This is a genomic window from Enterococcus sp. DIV0806c (assembly GCF_051710905.1).
Classification (GTDB): domain Bacteria; phylum Bacillota; class Bacilli; order Lactobacillales; family Enterococcaceae; genus Enterococcus_B; species Enterococcus_B mundtii.
Genome location: NZ_JBIOLO010000001.1, coordinates 2303208 through 2325841 on the forward strand (window position 1 = coordinate 2303208; position 22634 = coordinate 2325841).

Sequence of the window (22634 nt, forward strand, 5' to 3'; positions counted from 1 at the left end):
CGTCGAATCAGTTTCTCTCATCTCTATGAGAAGGAACTGATCCATCGTTCGGGTATTGTTTTTTATCCAAAAGTTTTTGTCTCTTGTTTGACTGAAAGAAACTTTCCTAAAGCCAGCATGCTATCGTTCCATCAACAAGGCACTATCCTGGACTTTAATATTTTTTTCTCGATCTTTATACGTAATCGGTCGGATCACTTTACACGGATTCCCTGCCGCGATCACATTTTCTGGTATATCTTTTGTTACGACACTTCCTGCCCCAATGATGCTATTTGCACCAATCGTCACCCCTTGAAGAACATGGACTCCCGCTCCTAACCAAACTTTATCGCCAATATGGATCGGCTTCGCATAAACGACATGATCAGCACGTTCAAATGGATCTTCTGCATGATTGGCTGCATACAAACCAACCCTCGGCCCTACGTAAACATCATTTCCGATCGTCACCTCATGACAATCAAGAATGATCATATCATGGTTCAAATAAACATTATTTCCTATAGAAATGTTGAAACCAAACTCACATTGAAAATTCGACTCGATATAGACATTCTCACCCATTGAAGCGAATAGCGCCCGCAAAATGGGGTATTTATAATGATTTTCTGAATTCACGAGAAAATTGTATCTCCTGCATTGTCTCAACGCATGATTTCGTGCGTGTACTACTTTAGAGTCCATATCATCGTATGGTAATCCTGTATTAGTTATCTGTTTCACATCATCTTCGCTCATCTTTCTCCCCCTATTATCTTATTTGCTTACATGTATTATAACAGAGAGTCTATTTTCTATAAGGATGAGAGATTTGTGAAAGATCGTGACACTTTTTTTCTAGTAATTGGTTTCGTGAATTCGCTCTATCTCTTTTCGATAGGATCTTGTTAATTCTTGCTCTTTTTCTTCTAATTGTCGTGCATAGTTTTGAGCCGTATGGATCAGTTTACGATCTATTGCCTCCATTTGATGAAAGAATTGTCGGTTATCCCAATGATCATTCTTCGTCAAATACATGATTTTTTGTACCAATTGACCTGTTTCTTTCCTAAAGTTTACTAACTGATGATCGATTTCTTCTTGTTGACCGTGTATCTGACGTTTGTTTTGATAGAATTGCGCCTCTAAATCTTGTAGTTTACGTTGTTTCTCTACTGTCCCCATTCTTTACCCCCTTTTCACAGGTGTGACCAATGTTGGTTGTTTCATTTGTTTGACATACTCTTCTGCTGCAACGGCACTTTCCCCTTCTAAAGCACCTTTTAAAGTAGACGGTAAGCCATTATTTGTTTGTTGATACATTCCTTCTGAGATCTCTTTTAGGGATTCGATCGAAGTTAACTTGGCCTGAGCGATGCGACTTTCCTTTGCAAGGATCAGTGCTTGTATGGCTACTCGTTCCCGTTCCTTTTGTTCTTGTCCAAGTCTTTCAAGAAATTCTTGTAATTCTCTATCTTCCATGGATAAACTCCTTTCACTTGTTTTTGAACAAATTATTTCCTGCTTGTCTGTCATACTCTGTAAGATGATTTGCTACTACCGCCAGTTTATTACTAAACTCCTCCAGCTTCTCTTTATATTGTTTCACTTGATTCGTATTTAATGCGGCTTGCCCGCTGTCCCATAAATTATTTATTTCATATGGGGAAACCATCTCTTGTACTTCCCAATAAGTCAAATAGTTTTTGATTGCTCCCGCACCAGCCAATAGTTCTTTTGATATTGCCGTAATCTCATCTTCAAATTCTTTTTGTGCATTTTTAAAGATGATCTCGTACTCTTCGCCTATATTTTTCGCTTTTTGGATGATCGATTGAACTAACTCCGATTGTAAAGTGATTTTTTTAGAACCTGAAGCATTAGAAATTCTTTTATGTAATTCGTTGACCGTCTCGTTCCATTCACTAGCAACTTTTGCTTCCGCAATAATCGTAGCGTATTGTTTTTCAAAATCTTTATACTCTCCAGATAGCAATAGTTTTATAACTTCGGTAAAAGATAACCCACCTTCTGGTTTTTCTTTTACTACACGAGTCAAATATTTATCGATCAAATGGGAAACCTTGATCCCCGCAGCAAAAATGTAGCCATGTTCCTTCAAATTAGCTTCCTGAAGTGTACCATCGGGATTTATTTGAAACTGTCCAAAGTCATGGCTAGAACCGTTTTGATCTTCCATATCAAACGTCGTGTTAAAAGATTTCGGTAGTAAGTAACGAACATTCCCGATTTCATCTACCCCAGACTTATTTCTATTCAACATGGAAACAATATCAAAAGCATTGACGTAATAGTCGATTTTCCCATGCTCTTCCAACTTCTGGATATTTTTTTGTGCCTGTTCCGACATTCTATTGATACTTTCACGTGCATCAGGGCCTTGAAACAAAACCACTTTGTCGATTTTCGCAATATCTTTTTCAGGAAGATTCGCCACAGCCTGAATCGACACCATCGTTCCCAGAGAATGACCTGTGACAGACATTGTAGCATGAGGTGCTTGTGTGGTCATTTCCGTTATCTTCTGGTGCATGGCTTGATTTGCTAATTTTGCTTGCGGAATATAAGCATTTTTTGTTGTAAATGCCTGGTTATTATGCCACCAGTCATTAAGATTCAAATTACTTGAAGAAATACCATCACTGCCTCTAGTAACAAAATAAGTATGCTTAGTCTCTATCGACAACTTAGGCGTATCCGTCACATAATAAGCATTGAATCCAGCTTTTTCATCCGTCAAGAGTCCTTGCTTATATGTGTTTTTCACATAACTTTGTACTTCATAGCCTCCGTTTACTTTCGGCACTCGGATGTTTCCTAACTCTTTGACTGTTTTTACAGTGTTATCGGGTTGGAGGTAGACAGTGCTTAAATCATTTCCATGAACATCTTTTGCATTTGGGAAATTGAATTCAGCATATTTTTTTATCAATAAGTCTTCTTTTTGTGTATTTGTTAAGGTAGAGAGCATAAGTCCTGGGATCCCACTATTGTAGGCCCCATTTGACAGGCTAGCATAAATATTGCTATAATTTTTTAAATTTGCCATTGTATTGATCACCTTTCTGCTTATTCAAAATTTTTAATTTTAGTAGGATTTGAAATATTATCGGGATAAATATATATTTCAAATCCATCAATATTTTTATCTGTTTCATCAAAAAGACTGATATTGACAGCTATGGATTTAGACCTAAACGCCATGCCCTGTACAACTCGAACTGTTTCCCAATCATACTCAATATTTTTAATTTGATAATTTTTTAAAATTACGTAATCGTTTCTTTCTATAACATATGCTGTAATTTTTTTCTCGTGCTCTTTCAAAAAAGCTATTTGTCTTTCTTTTTCTGTTGGTTCGCTCATTTTATTCACTCCTATCGTTGTCAAAAGGACTAATAATACACCTATACTTACTGAAATCAACCATTTTTTTGTTCCCAATTGATTATCCCCTCATTCCTTGCTCTTTTAATTTTTGTGTATGTTCTGACAGACTCTCGATATTTTATCTGATTAGGTCCTTAAAACAAAACAACTTTGTTGATTTTAACATTATCTTTTATTCGAGAACATTTATTTAGTATGTACATTATTTCCTCTGTTTACTTTTTTTCTCCTAACTCTTTGACTATTTTTACGGTAGTATCAGTTGGAGGATAAATTTTACCGTTATTTGGTAACTTTACTTCCTCATCGGTTACATCCCTATATCAACCAATCTCTTCAATAATATTAGAATAAATAGGGTCATTTAAAACCATCAATTCCCTTATTTTATTTAATTTTTTTAAATCAGTTTTTACCCTAAGTACATAACCTCGATTGTTATACTCTGATTTTGAACTGTCGCTAATATCAAATTTGACAATCAACACAGGTTTGGAAAATGCTATACCTGTGTTTACTGCTGTTGTCTCCCAATTAAACGTAATCTTCCCATCTTGAGAACTGAAACTTTTTATATACTCCGTGATTTCCTTTTCATTCGCCTTTAAAAAAGCGATTTGTCTTGCTTTTTCTGTTGGCACATTTATTTTCTTCATACCTATTGTTGTAAAAAGGGCTAATAGTATGCCGATACTTACTTGAACCAGCCACTTTTTCTTTATCAATTCATTATCCTCTCATCCCTTGGCCGACCAAATTTTTTTGGTATAGATTTTCACGTAAATTTATATTTCATATCTTCTCATTACTTTTGATAATGGCATTGCTCAAAATTCTTTAACTCCTTTCACACATTAGCAGCGGATTAGAGGGAAACTGTGCTTACAGGTTTTCCATAAACATCTTTTGCATTTACAAATTAGCATGAACGGTATATGAATTATCTAAATTAGACATCATTTAATTCTTCCATAGCTTCTTCAAAATTATTAGTTCCTATCTCTTCTATCTTGGTAGGTTTTTTTAAGTTATTTGGTAAAACTTGAATTGCTCCACCATCTATTTCATTTTTATCAATACCATATAATTCAATATCAACTATGTACATTTTTTGGATAAAAGCTCCGCTATCCTCTATCCTAAATGATTCCCAATCATATTTAATAATGGCTATCTTGATTTGTGAGTTTCTCTCTTTAATGTACTTGGTTAAGTCTTCTTCATGCTCTTTCAAAAAAGCAAGCTGTTTTTCTTTTTCTGTTGGCGCATTCATTTAATTCATACCTATTGTTGTAAAAAGTGTTAATAGTAAACTTACACTCACCAGAATCAACCATTTTTTCTTTCTTCCCAATAGATTATCCCCTCATTTTTTTATAAAGATTCATAAGCAAAACTATTTAGTTTTACTTTGTGCAACCTTCGAAATCAATTTACATAAACATTTAAATTGATTTCGAGATTTGTGATTTATTTACATCATTCAAAGTGTTTATTCTAGAATAACATTCGTAGTCCACATATCATTTATAGTAGAATACTCTTTATTTACATCAATGATCAGAGTATTTCCTTTATAAAAGTAGTTTTCTTCACTACTTTTTTTCTTATCTATAACATCAAATTTGATCGCTAACATTGGACTTGTGAGTGCCATACTTTGACTACATTCTACTGAATCCCAATCATATTTGATTTCGATTTCTGAATGACTTTCTTGTTTTATATACTTAGACATTATTTCTTCCTGTTCTTTTAAAAAAGCGATTTGTTTTTCTTTTTCCGTCGGTTCCATTATTTTTTTCATTCCTAACGTTCCTAAAAGAACTAGAGTAATAGTCAAACTAACTACAATAATTTTCTTCTTTTTCCTCACAAGGATTTCTCCCTTCTGTGGCTGCAACTATAGTAATCATAGTTAGCATTGATCGTATACATTTTTTCTATCTTCTTAGGTCTATTAATATTATCAGGATCTATAGCAAAACCAAATGAATTTATTTCCTTGTCCTTCTTATCAATAATTTGTATTAGAATAATAAAAACCTCACCGGCACCTTGCGGAAGTCCATTCCCAACTATCTCTTGCTCTAGTGAATTCCAATCAAACACAACTTTATCAACTTTTTCATTTTGCTGCTTTACAAATTCCGCCATTTCTTCCTCGTGTTCAATTAAAAAAGCTACTTGTTTCTCTCTTTCTGTTGGTTCGCTCATCTTCTTCACTTCTATCGTCATTAAAAGAACTAATACTACACCTATACTTACTAGAATCAGCCATTTTTTCTTTCCCAATTTGATTATTCCTCATTCCTTACTCTTCAAATTCTCGGATACTTTTTATGTAAATTCTGACAGCACATCAATACTTTCTAGTATTTGCTACTTGTACTACTATTTACTCATCTGCTTCGTTCATTATTACTATACGTAATTTTTGCCTATTTAAATTAAAATTTACTGGATAAGACGCATATACGTCGTATACGGTTAGTTTTAGTCTTATACGATCATAAAAAAATGCTTACTTCGTCAAATCATTCTACTGGGGGAGGATAATTATGCTAAGAAAAACAAGACTAGTAGTTGGTTCTATTGTTCTATCAATTTTAGGTTTTAGTCCGATGCTATTATCGGTCGTTCAGAAAAACAACGCCAATGGAGATATCAAATTAAACCCAAAGTATTATGATCGGTCAGAAGAGCCTCTGTTTATTTGGGAAAATCAAAAAGAATAAAGCATTGTTTGTTTTGTGGACGATACCAGACATGTCTTGGTATTGTCTTTTTTGATATGGATGTGTCCTTTACTGTTTGATGTATTACATAATAAAGTAAATAGGCTATAATGAAGTTGACCACCTCTTTTTTAACAATAAAAAGCCTGTGTATACATATTAAAACTCACTATATTCATTACTCAAACATCATTCGGAGATGACCTATCATGAAAAACCAACTCGCTTTTAAATTTTTACCCAAGTTATGGACTTCTATTTTATATCTTGTGGTGATTGCTATTGGCTCATTCATGTATTTATCAAAGTATTGGAATGTTACGATTTTCACCTCTATCTATCCTGATTTTTATCTTCATATCTCAAACTTTTCAATTAGTTTGATTTTAGGTTTGATTCCATATTTTTGGTTATTGATGGGTGTAAAATTCAATTATGTAGTCATCTTTTCTTTACTCTTACTCGTAGTAAATGCGCTCTGTGAAACTGTCTTAGGGTTCATAAACACACCTGTTCTTATTGATATATGTTTTGGCTTTGTTGGTACTGGAATTTCTTTTCTGACATTGTTAATCATTTATACATTCGGACTTTTACCTAATAAAGAAACCACATAATTTTTCAAAAATCATCTGGCTGAAATGCAAAACGAGAATCGAAGCCTTAGCTGTCGATTCTCGTTTTCTTATATTTAAGATAAAGTATTACACTTGTGATAATCAACAGAGCAGAAAAAACAAGCAACAAACCGATCACCCAGATATTACTGCCTTGATTGACGATAATCTTGTTTGAACCACCTGTTTCCTCTATCAACCCTGCCAGCTCTTCTTTTGTATAATTAAATTTAGTTACTTTTTCTTTGCCATCAACAGTTAGGATAAACTGATATTCCCCAAACATCAATTCTGCATCACTAACTAACGGTAGATTTAGCTTTGTTTTAGTCATTGGAGTCAATGCAATTGAGCTTTCTTCAATTTCTCCTTCAGAAATGATATCCCCGTTTGGATTGATTACTTTGTATGAGCCGCTTTCCGCAAAAGTTACTGTAGGATCATTATTGGCTATATAGTAATCAAGCCTTATCGCATCCTGTGAGCTCACAAACTCAAACTCATCATAAGTTTGTTCTTTTTCAGCCTCTAGTTCATCCATCTTGAGATGAAATAAAAGTACTTTCTCATAGACATGAACGATATCTACAGCATCTTCATGACTTTCTTCACTTAATGTTTGAGAGAAATTCACCCCACCTAAAACTTCTCCATCAAGTTCCTCAGTCACATTGATCAAAATTGCTATCGTTTCACTTTGTTTCGCTTCAACTTTGATTTTCCCGTCTTCTAGTTCGCCATCAGCATTAGTTATCTTCACGTATTTACTAAAGTCATACTTTTCATCTAAAAGATTTTCTGTATTTTCAACATAAGTGACACTTCCCATCGTTGATATAGCAACCGATGGATAGACAGTAACATCTAAGTCCTTGTCACCTATATTTGTAATCGTAGCAGTGAACTCATAGTTCTTATTAAGTTCTGGAGTAAACTGCAGATAGCTATCTCTGATCTCATATTCTTTGGGTTGCACATCCACTAGGATCGATGCAGTATCTTCCTCGGATGCCTCTACTGGTTGTATGTAAAAAAAACATCCCATCAATAAAACGAAAATAAGCGAACAGAAGTCAACTAACTTGTATTTTTTGGCTTGGCTATTTTTTGTCATTATTTCTCCTATTCATTTACCTATCAAGTACCTTGAATCTCTATATTTTGTTCTTGATCATTCTTATTCCTCTTTTTTACAACAGTATTTATCCTATCATCATACTTTGTATTTTGATTCATCAGAATGTTTCACTTTTCCCTGATCAAATTGAAAAGAATAAGTTTCCTTCGAGAATTTTTTATTATTTATATTTATTAAATTCATTACTCTAACTTTAAGATAATTCTTGCTTGGACAATTGCGTTTAAATTGTCCCAATGATCCTTATTGTGAATGTCTCTAAAAAAAGCAAAATCTTGGGACTCTTCGTGGTACACAATCCCATCAGACACCAAAATATCTGCATCAGTTAAGTCAGAAGTGAAATGAATGATTTTTTTATTAAATATCGTTAGTAATTTACTTTCGATAACTGGTACATATTCCGGATGATGCAACATCGAAATAGCAATTGTCACTCTTTCATTGTTTTGGATAGGCAAATAATACGAAAGGATATGTGCTAACTTGTTCGCAAATATTTGACTATCACCAACTTGAAAATTCCTGTTTTTGACTATTTACAATAGTAGCTGCTTCACTTCATGGATTCTACTATTTGGACTATTTTGATTAGCCACTCCCTTTAAATTCTCGAAGTAAATATTTTTGTATGCCCAACTATTGATGACACTTTCATATAAAATCACATGTTCCACATCAGAATTTATCTTATATTTTTCTGATAATATTTCGACGACATTCATAGAAAAATCAACAATTTCATTATTTCTATGCTCTTTGAATTTTTTGCCTAAGACTATCTTGTCTTGTCTGCTTGTCGTTTCAGGGATGAGAAGTTGTCTACAAAAATAAAAGAATGCAACTTCTTTTTCTCTATCTTCTATGTTTCGCGTTGGTATCAACTTTGTTAGCGAGTCCTCTTCATACAGTTCTTTCATATCAGCGAATAGTTCTGTCGCTGTTTTGTCCAAATCTTGTATGATATACCCACGTGACACAGCATTTTCAAGTATCGAGAATAGAATGTCATGCTTTGCTTTCGTCGTTTTCAACCTCTCATACTGTCCACCTACTAGTTCAATATTCACTCTTGTTTGGCTATCAGCGAAAACATTATAGGCCATGATTTGTACTAAGTACTGATACGTTCTGATAGACATCTCATTACCTTCCAAAGAAATTGATTCAAAATTACTATTAATAGTTATTGGTATTTTTTGATAATGAAAGATATCTTTCAGTCGGCTGATCAATTTGTAGCTATAAGACTTACTAAACATCAACTTTTCGGAAATATCGACAACCCGAGTTTTTCGGTGTTTCAAGAGATAGATCAATAATTGGAAATAAGGTGATTCATTAAAAAACTTTTTTTTCAAATTAACAAATACTTGAAGCAACAGTTCCTGATTAAAGCCTTCGACTAAACCAATCGTCCCCTTTTCTAGTAAAAAGAAAGATGAAAATGTGAAATTCAATTGTTCGAAGTTTTCTTCGAGTTCAACCAGTAATATTTTCGTTTGATACATCGTTAGGTTCAATCGCTCACTTAATTTATTTAATGACAAATATTTTTCTGTCACTAGAACCGTAAACAGTTGCAACATCTCGTTTTGTTTTTTTGTTAAGTAACGGCTACTGAACGTATCCATTATATATTCCATTTCTTCTACCAACCTTCATTTTAGAGGATTCTATACTAAGAAGAATTCATTTAGTCAGAATGTTTTATTTTTTATTTTCAGTGAACTCTATCGATGTCTCCTAGTTCACTCGCATGGCTGTTGTATTAGTCTTGCCTGTACATTTTGACTTAATTACTAAGGTAGTGAAGCTTTGATCATGTATATTTGTCTTTCTACTAAATTATTATCTAAACACTTTCACTTATTTCTAATAAATTCCATTGAATAAAATTTTGTCTATTTGCGTTACTAGACTTATTAACCTGATGGACCAACTAGCTATAGCAGAAGCTTACAACTACACGAAAGAATAAAAGAAGGAACACTGACCAGGCAATCAACAAGAGTAGTTTTCATTGATTGGATCAGCATTTCTTCTTTGAATATTCTATAGGACAGATGGATAGATCTACGTATTCTATATTATGATCCATCATATTCTGTCAATCTTCGCACACTTAACTCTTTTTATCTGGCAAGCCTTTCACAACTGAAAATAACTATTTTTTAATCGGGAGGTATTATTCCCAAGGATTATTTACTTCTTGTGCTGTCAAGATGATTTTGGCGCTATCATCTCTATTTGATCTCCATACGTAATCATTTGCATCTAAAATGACATCGAAATCTTTTTCGATCTGTACGGAACTCATTCGCATTACCTGTTGTGCTTGAAGATGTGGGTTTGACGGTTGAATGTCTAGTCCATTTCCATATTGGTCAAGTTTTGCAAAAATATTCACAAAAACATCTTTAGATTTTGTATTATTTACTGTAGCTGTCGCTTTCAAGACCTTCGTTTGTTTACGCATATCTGAGTTTAAGTCAAAATCAGACAATTTAAAATCGACTTTGTTCGTTGTTCCTTCATTGAAAGTGATATCTAGTTTTCCATCTTCGACTTCAATAGGGATTTGTTTTTCACTGGTTACCTCGGATGCGTTTACTAAGCGTGGATTACTACCTACTAACAACAAAGTTGATAGCAGAACTGTTGTGGATACCTTTTTTTTCATTGTTGGATAGCCTCCGGAATTTAATATTTTTTTCACAAAATCAGTTTACATTAAATTCCCTCGTAGGGTTTATCCGAACATTGAACTCTTTTTTTAAAAACAGGATAATCTTTCACAATGTTCTTTGCTACATGATAGAAACTTGTCAGGAGAGATGAACTAGGATCACTCCTTACTTCTATAAAAGCTACCTATTTGTCCTTTGATCAGAGTCATTAGACCTTTTAGGCGTGCTATTTCGAACAAATCCGTGTTCGGTTATCAAAGAAATTTCCACGAGAACTTATTCTCTTACATTTAGCAAAAATCAACTTATTTATATTGGAACCGGACACTATGCAGTTTTTTTTATATGGCAACATATGATGATGACGTCAAAAGAGTTAGTGGCTAGGTTGAGGAAGTAAGAGAAGCAGATGATAAAGAAGAAATTCTTCAGAATCGTTCGTCGTTTAGATAATCAATAGACTATAACACACTATATAATAAAAAGAAAGCCCACATAGTTGTCGATCTTCAAGTTTCTAGGAGGTACATTCTTGTTCTTAATCGTCTCGTTTTCATCATCCATGATAAAGACGTGTTGAATAAAGAACAGCTTGGTTAAAGCTAATTCATCGATTCTGTGCTTAACAAAATATGGGGAAGGATGATCTTTATTTATAGTCTTGTGAATCTATGATTTGTTCCTATCATTCATTCGTTTAAATACTAAAAATATTTTTTTCTGACTAATCGTCTGCCTAAAAAAATACCCTTCTCATGTCATTGACATAAGAAGGGCATTTTTACATTCATTTAATTATTTGTTTTTTAAGTTGTAGAAAGATTTCAAACCTTTGTACTCTGCAACTTCACCAAGTTGGTCTTCGATACGTAATAATTGGTTGTATTTCGCAACACGGTCAGTACGTGATAGAGAACCTGTTTTGATTTGGCCAGCGTTTGTTGCAACTGCGATATCAGAGATTGTTGAATCTTCTGTTTCACCAGAACGGTGAGAAACTACTGCAGTGTAACCAGCTTCTTTAGCCATTTCGATTGCTTCGAAAGTTTCTGTCAAAGTACCGATTTGGTTAACTTTGATAAGGATTGAGTTAGCAATTCCTTTTTCGATACCTTCAGCAAGTTTTTCAGTGTTTGTTACGAACAAGTCGTCACCCACTAATTGAACTTTGTCGCCTAGAACTTCTGTCAATTTCTTGAATCCATCCCAGTCGTTTTCGTCTAATCCATCTTCAATAGAGATGATTGGGTATTTAGATACTAATTCTTCGTAGAATTTGATCATTTCATCAGTTGTTTTTTCGCCTTCGCCTGAATCAGCTAATACGTAAACACCTTTTTCTTTGTCGTAGAATTCTGAAGAAGCAGCGTCCATTGCAAGAACAACGTCTTTACCAGGAACATAGCCAGCTTTTTCGATTGCTTCGATGATTACTTCGAAACCTTCTTCGTTTGAACCAAGGTTAGGAGCGAATCCACCTTCGTCACCAACTGAAGTTGCTAATCCACGAGATTTCAAGATTGCAGCTAATGCATGGAATACTTCCGCACCCATACGTAGTGCTTCTTTGAATGTTGGCGCGCCAACAGGCATGATCATGAATTCTTGGAAGTCAATTGAGTTATCCGCATGTGATCCACCGTTGATGATGTTCATCATTGGAGTTGGTAATACTTTTGTGTTGAATCCGCCTAGGTAGTGGTATAAAGGTACTTCTAGGTAGTCAGCAGCTGCACGAGCAACAGCGATTGAAACACCAAGAATAGCGTTCGCACCTAATTTACCTTTGTTAGGAGTTCCGTCTAAAGCGATCATTGCTTTGTCGATAGCCATTTGGTCACGTACATCGTAGCCAATGATTGCTTCAGCAATGATGTTGTTTACGTTGTCAACAGCTTTGATTACACCTTTACCGCCATAACGAGATTTGTCTCCGTCACGTAATTCAACTGCTTCGTATTCACCAGTTGAAGCACCTGAAGGAACCATTCCACGGCCGAAAGCACCGCTTTCTGTGTATACTTCTACTTCGATTGTTGGGTTACCGCGTGAGTCTAGAATCTCGCGAGCGTAAACATCAGTAATAATTGACATGTTTTGTCTCTCCTTTGAGTTTGGTTTTTTCCTAAGGGATTTCCCTCATATACGATTTTAGTTAATTTTGTGTCTTTGTGCAAACATTTCTTGCATTTTTCACAAATTTTCAATAATTATTTTACAGCATCAAGTAATGCTAAGAATGAATCCGCTTCTAAGCTAGCTCCACCAACTAATGCGCCATCCACATTTTCTTTTGCCATATATTCAGCAATGTTCTCAGGTTTTACAGAACCACCGTATTGGATACGAACTGCTTCTGATACTTCTTTGCCGTAAAGTTTTTCAACTGTTTGACGTACCACGCCACAGATTTCGTCAGCGATTTCAGCATCTGCTGATTTACCTGTACCGATTGCCCAGATTGGTTCGTAAGCAATAACTAGATTACTTACTTGACCTTCTGTTAAGCCTTCAAGACCAGCAGTGATTTGTCCTTCGATCCACTCAGCTGTTTTGCCTGCTTCATATGTTTCTAATGACTCACCACAGCAAAGAATTGGGATCATACCGTTTGCGAAGATTGCTTTCGCTTTTTTGTTGATATCTTCGTCAGTTTCGTGGAAGTATTCACGACGCTCAGAGTGACCGATGATCACATATTGTACACCTAGATCAGCTAAAGCTGCAGGTGATGTTTCACCAGTGAAAGCACCTGAGTTTTCCCAGTAAGAGTTTTGTGCAGCGATTTTCAATTCTGTACCTTCAGCTGAAGCCATTAATTCTTGTAAGAATAATGCAGGAGATCCAATCACTGAATCTACTTTATCATTTGAAGGGATCTTGTTTTTTACTGCTTCTGCAAAATCTTTTGCTTCAGATGCAGTTTTGTTCATTTTCCAGTTACCAGCGATAATTGGTTTACGCATGATATGCACTCCTATTCAGAATGTAAGAGGACTACAGATTTGAGCAATCTGTAGATGATCCTCTCACCATTTTATTTATTCGTTGATTTTATGCTTATTTGTCGTTGATTGCAGCTAGTCCAGGTAATTCTTTCCCTTCAAGCAACTCTAAGCTTGCACCGCCACCTGTTGAGATGTGAGTGAATTTGTCTGCAAAACCTAATTGTTCCGCAGCAGCAGCAGAGTCACCGCCACCGATGATCGTTGTTGCATCTTCAAGGTTAGCGATTGCTTCACAAACACCGATCGTACCTTTAGCGAAGTTACTCATTTCGAATACACCCATTGGTCCGTTCCATACAACTGTTTTCGCACCTTGCAATGTATCAGCAAATAATTTAACTGAAGCAGGGCCGATGTCTAATGCCATCAAGCCTTCAGGAATATCTCCTTCGATGACTTGTGTTTCTACATCATTTGAAAATTCAGGGGCACAAACATTGTCAATTGGTAAAACTAATTTGTCACCAGCTTTTTCGATCAATTCTTTTGCTAAAGCTACTTTATCTGCTTCAACTAAAGAGTTACCGATCTTGATGCCTTTTGCTTCGTAGAATGTATAAGTCATTCCGCCGCCGATCAAGATTTTGTCTGCTTTAGGAATCAAGTTTTCGATGACACCGATTTTATCTGAAACTTTCGCTCCACCTAAGATCGCGATCATCGGACGTTTAGGTTCTTCAACAGCTTCGCCGATGAACTTGATTTCTTTATTCATCAAGAATCCAGCAACTGTTGGGATACCTGTTGAAGCAATCCCTACGTTTGAAGCATGCGCACGGTGAGCTGTACCAAACGCATCATTGACAAATACATCACCTAAAGAAGCCCAGTATTTACCTAATTCAGTATCATTTTTGCTTTCTTTTTTGCCGTCGATGTCTTCAAAACGAGTGTTTTCAAAAACAACTACGTCTCCGTCTTTCATGTCAGCAATTGCTGTTTCTAATTCTGAGCCACGAGTTTCAGGAACGAAAGTTACTTCTTTACCTAGCAATTCGCCTAAACGTTTTGCAACTGGTGCCAAAGATTTTCCTTCTTTGTCTTCTTCTGTTTTCACACGTCCAAGGTGAGAGAAAAGAATCGCTTGTCCGCCTTGCTCCAACACATAATTGATTGTTGGTAACGCAGCTTTGATACGTGTATCATCAGTGATGACGCCGTCTTTCAAAGGAACGTTGAAGTCAACACGGACAAGGACTTTTTTATCTTTTAAATCAATATCTTTGACTGTTTTCTTAGCCATTTGATTTCCTCCTAAATAAACATCTTATCAAAAAAAGCGGAGAAGCGCGATTGCTTCCCCGCTTTTAAGTGTACATGGATATAGGTTACACTTGTACGATTTATCTTATAAGTTAGCGAAGTATTCTAAAGTACGTACTAATTGTGCAGTGTATGACATTTCGTTGTCGTACCAAGCAACAGTTTTAACTAATTGTTTGTCGCCAACAGTCATTACTTTTGTTTGAGTAGCATCAAATAATGAACCGTAAGTCATACCAACGATATCTGAAGAAACGATTTCGTCTGTGTTGTAACCGTAAGATTCGTTAGCTGCTTCTTCCATTGCAGCATTTACTTCATCAACTGTTACGTTTTTATCAAGAACTGTAACTAATTCTGTTAATGAACCAGTTGCGATTGGTACACGTTGAGCAGCTCCGTCTAATTTACCGTTCAATTCAGGGATTACTAAACCGATTGCTTTAGCAGCACCTGTTGAGTTAGGAACGATGTTTGCAGCAGCAGCGCGTGCACGGCGGAAGTCACCTTTAGGATGAGGTCCGTCAAGAGTCATTTGGTCACCTGTGTAAGCGTGGATAGTTGTCATTAATCCTTCAACAACACCAAATTTGTCGTTCAATGTTTTAGCCATAGGAGCTAAACAGTTAGTTGTACATGAAGCACCAGAGATAACTGTTTCTTTACCAGTTAATGTTTCATGGTTTGTGTTGTAAACGATTGTTGGTACATCGTCTCCACCAGGAGCTGAGATAACAACACGTTTAGCACCAGCTGTTAAATGTTTTTCAGCAGCTGATTTTGAAGTGAAGAAACCAGTACATTCTAGAACGATGTCTACGCCTAGTTCGCCCCAAGGTAATTCTTCAGGGTTACGGTTAGCTAATACTTTAACTTCTTTTCCGTTTACGTTGAATGAACCTTCGTGAACTTCAACTGTTCCGTTGAAACGTCCTTGAGTTGTATCGTATTTTAACAAGTGTGCCAACATTTTAGCATCTGTCAAATCGTTGATTGCTACTACTTCGATTCCATCTACATCTTGGATACGACGGAACGCTAGACGTCCAATACGTCCAAAACCATTAATACCTACTTTAACTGTCATTTAAGATTTCCTCCTTATGAAAATCAAAAAAATATTTATTTTAAAGGGATACCCCTTTTAAAATCTCATTAGCAGCGGCTTCATCTGTGATGAGCCACGTTTGTTTTGGTGCATTATTCATATACGCTCGAATTGCTTTGGCTTTGGCTTTCCCCCCTGCAACTGCAAGAATGATCGGGACCTTAGCTAAGTCTTTTAATTCGATGCCGATTCGTGGGACTTTATAAACGACTTCTCCTTTTTCATTGAAGAAATAGCCAAAAGATTCCGCAACGGCATTGGCTTGTTTCAACATCAGCAATTCTTCTTCATTCATCTTTCGTCGCGCTGCCATATGCAACGCCCGTCCAATACTATGAATAACACAATTCGCCTGACTTATCAAGTTTAAAACTTCTTGTATAGACGGCTCATTGAGTAATGAATTGTAAGTAGCCAAGCTTAATTGTTCCGGCACATATAATGCTCGGTGTTTTCCATTTGCCTTTGTAGCCATTCTAGCACTGACTGAGTTCGCTTGTACAGTAATCGCCTCGCCGATCCCACCTCGCGCAGGAACAAACAAGTTATGGCGCTTGCTATTTTCTAAGCTAGTCAGTTGCTCTGCAACGATCGCCATCGTCGTTCCTCCCATGACTGCGATGATATTATCGCCTTCCGGAAGTAGTAGATTCAGTGACTCGTCTAAGGCTTCGCCAAAAGCATCTGCTACTTTTGGTTGTTGTTCACTGTTTCCAGAAACAACGATACAGCGCTGGTTTCCAAAATACTCAGATAGTTTCATTTCAATCTGATGCATTCCTAAAAGTTGGTCCATAAAGCCTTCGAGGCTTTGATAGACTTCCTCTCCTTTTTTCGTCAGCGTCATACCACTTTTAGAGGCGTTGATCAGTTCAAGTTGTTTGAGCAGATCCGTTTCTGTTCGTAAGACACGTTCGGTCATACCCATGCTTTCCGATAAACTACGACGACCAATTGGCTGCATCCAGTAAATATTGCGCAAAATCTTATAGCGTTCTTGCAAAACATCCATGATGTCTGGCGCAACAGCTTCAATCAGTTTCAATTCATCTAACATAGCGATCTCCTTAGTTGGACATTTTTCGTCCAATGTAGACTCAAAACGACCCATGTGATCTAAAAAAATAAATCGGACTTTCCAACTTGCACGTTTTCTACTAGGAAAATCTCAACCTCACATGACATAGTCTAACAGTTTTGTCCGTATTTATCAACAAAAAAAGACTAGAAAAATGTTTAAGATTCTTCCAGTCTTCCATTCAATTATTTATCATACCGTTTTCTTTTCGATGAACTAGGGATTCCTAACAAGTCACGATATTTGGCAACTGTTCGTCGAGAAATCGAAATTTTGTCATTTTTCAGTAGTTCTACTAATTTTTGATCAGATAATGGTTTGCTTTTATCTTCCGCATCTACTAGTTCTTGGACTTTTTTCTTTGCGGTATCTGCTGATAGATCTTCAGTACTCTCTGCATTTGTAGGTTGGAGTCTCGTCGTAAAGAACTTTTTCAATTCGAAGACACCAAAATCGGTTTCAAGATACTTGCCATTGACTGCTCGACTGACCGTTGATTCGTGGACGTCGATTTCTTCTGCGACTTCTTTTAAGGTCAATGGGCGGATCGGTCGTGCGACATTTGTAAAGAATTCTTTTTGCCGAGAAACAATGATTTGCGCCACGCGCATGATCGTATCACCACGTTGCAAAATCGTTTTTTGCAGCCATTCAAATTCTTGTTTTCGTTCTTTCAAATAGGCTTGAGTCTCTTTATCTGCTTTTTTTTGCATCTGTTGAAAATAAGCTTCTTGAAAACGTACATTCGGCTGGTTGCCTCGATTTGAGATGACTTGGACTTCTTCACCTGTTACGACAACTTTGACATCGGGGATGATATACAAACCGCTACTATTGTCAAAGACTCGTCCAGGACTTGGGCTAAGGGTTTGGATATAATCAAAGATTCGTTGTACGTCGCTTAATGGAATCGCAAAATGTTGGGCGATCTCTTTCCATTTGCGTTCGACTAATTGATCAAACCATTCTTCCAAGACGATGTAAGCCAATTCGGGCGCATAGTCGTCTCTTTCAGTTTGTAACATCAAACATTCTTGTAAACTTCGCGCCCCTACACCTGCTGGCTCTAACTGCTGGATCAGTGTCAATGCGTCAAGCATTTGGATCGGCGTCGCATTCGTTTGTTGGATGGCGTCTTCTAAAGAAATAGTCAAAAAACCATTCAGGTCGATATATTCGATCAAATATAAAATCAATTTACGTAAGAAAGTATCTCGGTAATTCAAATGGACTTGTTCGATCAATGATTCAAAAAGTGAGCCTGTTGTATCAGGAATTTGATTCAAGTAGCTCGTCTCTTCTCCCTCATAACTGGCATTACGTTTTTGGTAATCGGGTTGCCAATCCGGTTCGATCACTTCTACTAAGGGGTTTTCCAACGCCTGATTTTCAACAAAAGCCAGTAGCTCTTCGCTGTTATACTGCAAGACTTGGATGGACTGTTGGAGCTGTTGTGTCATGGCAAGTTTTTGTGTTTGTTGTTGTTTTTGTGAAAAATTTTGTTCAAATTTCATTTTTTTGTCCATTCCCCTTGTAATTTATTTTTGATTTCGATACAATTGTTGCAGTGCTTGCGTCCTTAGTGTAGTGGATATCACGTAAGATTCCGGTTCTTGAGACGGGGGTTCGATTCCCTCAGGACGCGTCTATTGTTATCTTAGCATATTTGTGAAGATTTTGCTTTCAAATTTCTAAGAAAAAAAGCGGTTTTCCTATCTAGGAAAACTGCTTTTTTTGATTTTTTCATGGAATTTTAAAAAGTAAACCGATCTTCAATGTAACTATAGTAGAAATGATTCGTTAAAGGTCCATGATTATAGCGCTCTGTCACACCATCCCCTTGACGAAGCGTTAAACCGTTTCTTAAAGTGGCTGTTTTTTGATCATAAAAATCACCATTGATGAGATAAAATATTCGGTTAGGGTCCTCAAAATAAGCAAATACATCCCCTGTAAAATGTTTTTCCAATCCTTGATCAGCGGATTTCAACTGAACGGATAAAATCGACTTGATTGCTCGGAAATTTCCACTTTCACTCGTTTCACAGTATAGCAATAAAGTTGGTTGGTATACTCTATTGACTGTTATGTTTTGAGAAAAGATACGGTAGATTGCCCCATTATGTATTGCGCCTTGCACCATTTGCTCAGTATAGCCGAGCTGTTTTTTAGCTTCTTCTTCGGTTAGTTGATATTCTCTCGAAATGACACGAAGCAGTTGCTGAAAGTCCAACTTACTGGACATGGTGCGATATGTATTTTCTTCATTTTTCGTTGAAAGATTTAAAGAGGTTTGCTCTTTTGGTGATGAATGGACTAAGAGAAACAACCCAAATAAAATCACAAGAAAACCGATTACTTTTATTCGTATTGACTTTTTCATTGATTACTCCTATTTATTTGTTATTCTTCTGTCTATAATCATAATCGGAAATAGCCAATGAAGCAAAGAGTTTTTATAAAAAACAATCGTTTTTTATTTTCCAACTTGATTCTATAACCTGTTTCTTCAAGAAGTCACTACAGCAGTGTTTAGCCTCAAAAAATAAGGCGCCATCCACGAAAATTATTTTTCAAATTTTGGTGGATGGCGCCTTATTTTTTGAAGAGTTACTTCTGTTTCCGCCGTTTATTCGATTTTAAATGGTGCGAGAGGATTATTGTCCCACTCTCTTTCATTTTTTATCAATCATAAGGAACATAATCTTCGTAACTTTCTTCGTTGTTCAGTGCTTCATTTTCAATAAAATAGTTCATACCGCCCATCAATTCCGAACTCATTGGTCCGTTTAAAGATAAATCATGACGTTCAATCATTTCTCGGTATTCATCTGCACTGATCACCGCACCGGTTTTCAAGCTTTTGTATTGCTTCGGTGTTTCCTCGACTTCCTGATCCAACTTAGAAAAATCTGTTTCTTTGTGTGTCACGAAATAGCCATGAGAAAGTTTCCGATCGACTACTTCATTGCATTCAGGACAGCGGATCGGCATTTCTTTTTCTCGATGCTTCACAATGTGACGTACTTCATTATAATAGAATTTGGTCTGACAATTGGGACATTTTAATTGATCATCTAACATATCGATCGTCTCCTTTTATATTTGATTGTCATGTCTCAGTTTCACTTTCATCATACTCTTTTTTACAACAAATGAAAAAAGATTCGCTGACATCACCTAATGCTTTTCTCTGAAGCATTTCTATAAGTCACAAAAATATGCCTTCAGCCTTAAGGAGAAACACTTTTGGTTTTCTAGTTGACGCTCTGCCTTACTCTCTAGAACTTTTTTTGTTCGAAGACAAAAAAAACTGCAAGGCTACTTTTACAAGTAACTTGCAGTTCTATGTGATTTCTCTTACTTATTCTTCTGGGAAATCTTCGTCTTCAAATTCTTCGTCTTCTTCTTCGTCATCGTCTTCGATAATGCTTAGATCTTCTTCGATGTTTCCTGGGATTTCTTCTTCGTCGTCTCCAGTATCTGCACCAATTTCTTGTAAGTCTGAATTGTATGCAGCGATTTCTTCATCATCGTCATCTTCATCTTCAAAAAGATCATCATCGTCTTCGTCAGACAGATCAGTATCTTCTGGGTCATCATCGTTATAATCGATGGCATCTTCGTCATCATTGATAAAGGCATTGACTTTTTTGCGTTTACGACGACGTGGTGTATCCTCGTCTTCTTCGTCGATTCCATGGTTGACTTCTTCATCGATCGAATCGATGGCATACCATGAACGCAAGCCCCAACGATTGTCGCCTAATGAAATAAAGCTACCGTCGATATTTAAGTCAGTATAAAATTGTGCGAGTGAATCACGAATGTCACTATCTGATTTGCCAAGATATGTTTGAATCTCATTTGCTAAATCAGAAAAGTCCATCACATCACCACGCTGCTCTAAGATCGCGTGTGCGACTTCGATCATTGATAATTCGTTTTTGTTTGCACCTTCAAATACACTAATTTCCAATCAGGACACGTCCTTTCACAGTCTACTCCTTATCATACAAAATCACAGGTAAAAAATCAAACGTTTCTTTGCTATTTATGCAGTAAAATCTAAGACCATCTCATATTCGCCTATTTTTTCGACACCCATGAACAAATCGTAATCGATCATGACTTTGCCAGCCGTTGGACGATCTTTTAGACTAACATGTAGTTCTTTTGTGAATGTGTCGACTTGGATCATTCCATAAGGCGTGCGGTAATGGGTTTCTAGACGCTCCCGATAGGCAAATTTTAGACGCATACGCATTTCACCAGCACGGATCAATTGCACGTGACCATCTGGCATGATCTTGATTGTGACAGGAATTTCTTCTTGTCCTTCTTGGATCTCTTTATAGCGTATGTATAAGGTATCGCCAATTTTGACCATCTGTCCTTTCAGATCAAAATAAAAATCTTGTTGCTCTCCTTGTTGTTTCACTTTTGTACGTAATTGTATCGAAATCGGTAATCCAGATCGTTCCATTTGACATTCTCCTTTTCTCATAGCTACATTGTTCCCACTTTCCACTGATTTGTCAACCGACAGGTATAGAGAACAGATAACTTTTTTCATCTCTTCTTTCTTATTTTGGAGTATAATGAAGAAAGAAGGAGTGATACTCCTGTATATTAGAATGAGTTGAGGTTGTGACAATCACTGCTCAAGCAGATTTAAATAGGAGTTGAGTACATGACGTCCATCATTTTGGATCAAGAAGTCTACCAAACAAATGATTTTTCTCCGTTTGCTTTAACGGATATTTTAACAGAGTATGCCAAAAAAAATCAACAAACTTTTCTACATTTTTGGCAATATGAACAGACGATCATCCTCGGTATGAAGGATACCCGAACCCCTTTTTTATCTGAAGGGATCAAAGTCATCCAAGATGCTGGATTTACACCGGTGATCCGCAATGCCGGTGGGCTAGGGATCGTTTCAGACCAAGGGATTTTGAATATCTCGTTGATCTTCCCACAAGAAGATGAGAACAAAATCTCGATCGATCAAGGATATGAAAAGATGCTCGCTCTGACACGTCAGGCTTTTCCTGTTTATGCAGACAAAATAGAAGCCTATGAAATCAAAGATTCTTATTGTCCTGGTACCTACGATCTCAGTATCAATGGCAAAAAATTTGCCGGAATCGCCCAACGTCGGATCAAAAATGGAATCTCTGTGATGATGTATCTGAGCGTGAACGGGGATCAAGAAAAACGAGGCGAACTGATGCGGCAATTTTATCAACAAGCATTGAAAGAACAATTCGGTACAAACGGCTATCCTGCGGTGACACTCACAAGCATGGCGACACTAGAAAAGTTATTCGATACACCGTTGACCGTTGCTCAAGTAAAAGATTCATTTATCCAAGCGTTCACTACATCTTATCCAACAAGTATTTCTATGGGGTCTGACATTTGGCAAGAAGCGAATGTTTCGCCAAATGAATGGCACGGACAAATTGAACGTATGACTCAACGAAATGCACTAAAGGACTAACTAAACATCAGTGATTTTTACACACAAATATATATAAAAGTAGTTATACGTGCAATGGTTTCCATGAGATGAGAAATCCCGATGAACCTAAAGAA

25 protein-coding genes and 1 tRNA gene are annotated in these 22634 nt (G+C 36.5%); 4 read left to right on the plus strand and 22 right to left on the minus strand.

Going from position 1 to position 22634, the window contains the following annotated elements; translation table 11 throughout:
* Positions 1–120: 120 nt before the first annotated feature.
* The 9 genes from IGK77_RS10790 to IGK77_RS10830 form a co-directional block, all read right to left on the minus strand.
* Positions 121–741 (minus strand): sugar O-acetyltransferase, encoded by a 621-nt coding sequence (locus IGK77_RS10790; RefSeq protein WP_010734876.1) that lies wholly within the window; start codon positions 739–741, stop codon positions 121–123.
* A 99-nt stretch (positions 742–840) separates the two neighbouring features.
* Positions 841–1167 (minus strand): hypothetical protein, encoded by a 327-nt coding sequence (locus IGK77_RS10795; protein WP_074799567.1) that lies wholly within the window; start codon positions 1165–1167, stop codon positions 841–843.
* 3 nt (positions 1168–1170) lie between these two features.
* Complete coding sequence (locus tag IGK77_RS10800; RefSeq protein WP_074799568.1) at positions 1171–1464, minus strand: hypothetical protein; 294 nt, start codon at positions 1462–1464, stop codon at positions 1171–1173.
* A 13-nt stretch (positions 1465–1477) separates the two neighbouring features.
* Positions 1478–3052, minus strand: coding sequence for a cutinase family protein (locus tag IGK77_RS10805; protein WP_074799569.1), 1575 nt, complete (start codon positions 3050–3052; stop codon positions 1478–1480).
* A gap of 20 nt (positions 3053–3072) precedes the next feature.
* On the minus strand, positions 3073–3447 hold the full coding sequence (locus IGK77_RS10810; protein WP_074799570.1) for a hypothetical protein: 375 nt from the start codon (positions 3445–3447) through the stop codon (positions 3073–3075).
* A gap of 269 nt (positions 3448–3716) precedes the next feature.
* Complete coding sequence (locus tag IGK77_RS10815) at positions 3717–4118, minus strand: hypothetical protein (RefSeq protein WP_202608588.1); 402 nt, start codon at positions 4116–4118, stop codon at positions 3717–3719.
* Between the two features lie 224 nt (positions 4119–4342).
* Entirely contained in the window at positions 4343–4666 is a 324-nt protein-coding gene (locus IGK77_RS10820; protein ID WP_074799571.1) for a hypothetical protein, read from the minus strand.
* Between the two features lie 219 nt (positions 4667–4885).
* Entirely contained in the window at positions 4886–5269 is a 384-nt protein-coding gene (locus IGK77_RS10825; RefSeq protein WP_071866733.1) for a hypothetical protein, read from the minus strand.
* The gene (locus tag IGK77_RS10830; RefSeq protein ID WP_420911715.1) at positions 5266–5631 is read right to left on the minus strand and encodes a hypothetical protein; all 366 of its coding nucleotides are present in this window, start codon (positions 5629–5631) and stop codon (positions 5266–5268) included. The genes IGK77_RS10825 and IGK77_RS10830 overlap by 4 nt, the downstream gene beginning before the upstream one ends.
* A gap of 323 nt (positions 5632–5954) precedes the next feature.
* Between IGK77_RS10830 and IGK77_RS10835 the strand changes: the two genes are divergently transcribed.
* Positions 5955–6131, plus strand: a complete 177-nt coding sequence (locus IGK77_RS10835; RefSeq protein WP_169823217.1) for a hypothetical protein — start codon at positions 5955–5957, stop codon at positions 6129–6131.
* Positions 6132–6340: 209 nt separating this feature from the next.
* Positions 6341–6748, plus strand: coding sequence for a hypothetical protein (locus IGK77_RS10840; RefSeq protein ID WP_074799573.1), 408 nt, complete (start codon positions 6341–6343; stop codon positions 6746–6748).
* A 46-nt stretch (positions 6749–6794) separates the two neighbouring features.
* Here IGK77_RS10840 and IGK77_RS10845 read toward each other — a convergent pair whose 3' ends face one another.
* From IGK77_RS10845 to rpoN, 9 genes are all read right to left on the minus strand, one after another.
* Positions 6795–7862, minus strand: coding sequence for a WxL protein peptidoglycan domain-containing protein (locus tag IGK77_RS10845; protein WP_074799574.1), 1068 nt, complete (start codon positions 7860–7862; stop codon positions 6795–6797).
* Positions 7863–8425: 563 nt separating this feature from the next.
* A complete protein-coding gene (locus IGK77_RS10850) occupies positions 8426–9532 on the minus strand; it encodes a helix-turn-helix domain-containing protein (protein WP_256209255.1) in 1107 nt (368 codons plus the stop codon).
* A 542-nt stretch (positions 9533–10074) separates the two neighbouring features.
* Complete coding sequence (locus IGK77_RS10855; RefSeq protein ID WP_074799575.1) at positions 10075–10569, minus strand: hypothetical protein; 495 nt, start codon at positions 10567–10569, stop codon at positions 10075–10077.
* An 802-nt stretch (positions 10570–11371) separates the two neighbouring features.
* Positions 11372–12670, minus strand: coding sequence for a phosphopyruvate hydratase (eno, locus tag IGK77_RS10860; RefSeq protein WP_010734865.1), 1299 nt, complete (start codon positions 12668–12670; stop codon positions 11372–11374).
* Positions 12671–12786: 116 nt separating this feature from the next.
* Positions 12787–13542, minus strand: a complete 756-nt coding sequence (tpiA, locus tag IGK77_RS10865) for a triose-phosphate isomerase (RefSeq protein ID WP_019723102.1) — start codon at positions 13540–13542, stop codon at positions 12787–12789.
* Positions 13543–13636: 94 nt separating this feature from the next.
* Positions 13637–14827 (minus strand): phosphoglycerate kinase, encoded by a 1191-nt coding sequence (locus IGK77_RS10870; protein ID WP_438713184.1) that lies wholly within the window; start codon positions 14825–14827, stop codon positions 13637–13639.
* Between the two features lie 105 nt (positions 14828–14932).
* Positions 14933–15934 carry a type I glyceraldehyde-3-phosphate dehydrogenase gene (gap, locus tag IGK77_RS10875; protein ID WP_010734862.1) on the minus strand — a complete coding sequence of 334 codons (1002 nt, stop codon included), beginning with the start codon at positions 15932–15934 and terminating at the stop codon, positions 14933–14935.
* A 40-nt stretch (positions 15935–15974) separates the two neighbouring features.
* Positions 15975–17066: a sugar-binding transcriptional regulator gene (locus tag IGK77_RS10880; protein WP_171844984.1), complete on the minus strand. Its 1092-nt coding sequence runs from the start codon at positions 17064–17066 to the stop codon at positions 15975–15977.
* Between the two features lie 152 nt (positions 17067–17218).
* Positions 17219–18547 carry an RNA polymerase factor sigma-54 gene (rpoN, locus tag IGK77_RS10885; protein ID WP_142433277.1) on the minus strand — a complete coding sequence of 443 codons (1329 nt, stop codon included), beginning with the start codon at positions 18545–18547 and terminating at the stop codon, positions 17219–17221.
* Between the two features lie 59 nt (positions 18548–18606).
* Here rpoN and IGK77_RS10890 point away from each other — a divergent pair.
* Positions 18607–18678 (plus strand) — tRNA-Arg (locus IGK77_RS10890).
* Positions 18679–18786: 108 nt separating this feature from the next.
* On the opposite strand, the gene IGK77_RS10895 is transcribed toward IGK77_RS10890, so the two are convergent.
* The 4 genes from IGK77_RS10895 to IGK77_RS10910 form a co-directional block, all read right to left on the minus strand.
* Complete coding sequence (locus IGK77_RS10895; RefSeq protein ID WP_438713185.1) at positions 18787–19416, minus strand: hypothetical protein; 630 nt, start codon at positions 19414–19416, stop codon at positions 18787–18789.
* 302 nt (positions 19417–19718) lie between these two features.
* Positions 19719–20117: a hypothetical protein gene (locus IGK77_RS10900; RefSeq protein ID WP_074800316.1), complete on the minus strand. Its 399-nt coding sequence runs from the start codon at positions 20115–20117 to the stop codon at positions 19719–19721.
* Positions 20118–20397: 280 nt separating this feature from the next.
* Entirely contained in the window at positions 20398–21012 is a 615-nt protein-coding gene (gene rpoE / locus IGK77_RS10905) for a DNA-directed RNA polymerase subunit delta (protein WP_071866726.1), read from the minus strand.
* Positions 21013–21087: 75 nt separating this feature from the next.
* A complete protein-coding gene (locus IGK77_RS10910) occupies positions 21088–21519 on the minus strand; it encodes a DUF1934 domain-containing protein (RefSeq protein ID WP_071866725.1) in 432 nt (143 codons plus the stop codon).
* A gap of 207 nt (positions 21520–21726) precedes the next feature.
* On the opposite strand from IGK77_RS10910, the gene IGK77_RS10915 reads away from it, so the two are divergent.
* Complete coding sequence (locus IGK77_RS10915; RefSeq protein ID WP_074800313.1) at positions 21727–22539, plus strand: lipoate--protein ligase family protein; 813 nt, start codon at positions 21727–21729, stop codon at positions 22537–22539.
* The last annotated feature ends 95 nt before the right edge of the window (positions 22540–22634 follow it).